This window comes from Streptomyces sp. NH27 (genome assembly GCF_056859195.1).
The window spans coordinates 1-1,414 of the sequence record NZ_JACEGK010000931.1 but is presented as its reverse complement, the minus strand read 5'-3'; the positions used below and the strand labels follow the sequence as shown (position 1 = coordinate 1,414).

Annotated in this window: 3 protein-coding genes; 1 reads left to right on the top strand and 2 read right to left on the bottom strand. The window is 73.1% G+C overall.

Annotated features, from left to right (window positions below):
* Both AC13HU_RS37185 and AC13HU_RS37180 read right to left on the bottom strand, forming a co-directional pair.
* Window positions 1–258, bottom strand: a 258-nt coding sequence (locus AC13HU_RS37185; RefSeq protein ID WP_483046418.1) for a hypothetical protein, incomplete at its 3' end; no start/stop codon positions are given.
* A 10-nt stretch (window positions 259–268) separates the two neighbouring features.
* On the bottom strand, window positions 269–742 hold the full coding sequence (locus AC13HU_RS37180) for a low molecular weight protein-tyrosine-phosphatase (RefSeq protein WP_483046417.1): 474 nt from the start codon (window positions 740–742) through the stop codon (window positions 269–271).
* Between the two features lie 151 nt (window positions 743–893).
* Here AC13HU_RS37180 and AC13HU_RS37175 point away from each other — a divergent pair, with 151 nt between their 5' ends.
* A complete protein-coding gene (locus AC13HU_RS37175) occupies window positions 894–1,412 on the top strand; it encodes a MarR family winged helix-turn-helix transcriptional regulator (protein ID WP_483046416.1) in 519 nt (172 codons plus the stop codon).
* The last annotated feature ends 2 nt before the right edge of the window (window positions 1,413–1,414 follow it).

The window sequence follows — 1,414 nt, the reverse complement described above, 5'->3', positions numbered from 1 at the left end:
CACAGCGCCCGCACCCGCGCCTCCGGCCCCGGCCGCACCCGCACCCGCACCCGCACCCGCACCCGCACCCGCCAACCACCGCAGCCCCGCCGCTTCCGCGCGCACCGCGCCGGGCCCGACACCGCGCTTGGCCAGCACAGTGGTGCCGTCGCCGAGCAGCAGGACGGTGCGCGCCCCGGAGTACCGGCGCCCGCCGGTCCCCGACTGCCCGGTCCGCCGGGCCGCCGCGGCCCGCGCCGACTCGGTGTCCCCGCTCACGTGTCGAGCCTCACGCTTCGAGGCGCTCGCGCACCCAGGCGAGCAGGCCGGGCGTCGATGCCTCGATCATTGCCAGCACCTCTTCGAAGCCGTCGGGTCCGTCGTAGTACGGGTCGGGCACGTCCAGTTCGTCCGGCCCGCCGGTCGCCGCCGGGTCGAACGACCGCAACATCCGCACCCGGGACGGATCTTCGACGAGCTTGCGCAGCGCCTTCTCATGGCCCCGGTCCATCGCCAGGAACAGGTCCGCGTCCAGGTGTTCGGCGCCCACCTGCGCGGCGACGTGCTCCACGGGGTAGCCGTGCCGCTCCAGCACCTCCCCGGCCCGCGGGTCGATCGGGTCGCCGACGTGCCACGGCCCGATGCCCGCGCTCGTGACCCGCACCCGGTCGGCCAGGCCCTCCCGGCGCAGATGTTCGGCGACCACCAGCGCGGCGGACGGCGACCGGCAGATGTTCCCGCTACACACGAAGCACAGATGCACGTCACCAGCGTACGGCCCCGCCCGCACCTGGCGGAGAAGTCGCATGGTGCTCGCTCGCGGGCTGGATGCCGCCGTGGGCCCAGGAGTTCGCGTAGCCGCGGCATCCCTCCGACCGAAACGCGTACGCGCGTGCGGCATATAGCGTCGGAGCATGAACCCACCGACCGATACCGCCACTACGGCCACTACGGCCACTACGGCCACCGATCAGGCACCGGCCGATCCGGCGGCCGGCGACGACATGCTGGCCACCCAGCCCGTCGGGTACTGGAGCGGCCTCGCCCATGCGGTCGTCACCCGGCACCTGCGTGACGCCATGGCCGGGATCGACGTCACGCAACCGCAGTACTGGGTGTTGAACCGCCTGAACGGCGGTTCCTCGGCGCCGAGTCGCGAGGAGATCGTCCAGCAGCTGACGCCCCTCGCGGACGGACCGCATGAGATCGGGCGGGTCGTCGACCAACTCATCCACCGTGGCTGGCTGCGGATCGACGCCGGGCACCTCCTGCACCTCACCGATGCGGGGGAGGCTGCCAGGGCGCGGCTGCGCGAACTGGTGACCGAGGTGCGCGCCGTGGTCCACGAGGGCATCAGCGACGAGGAGTACGTGGCCACGCTCAAGGTCCTGCGCAGGATGGTGGCCAACGTCGAGGCCGCCGAAGACTCCTGACG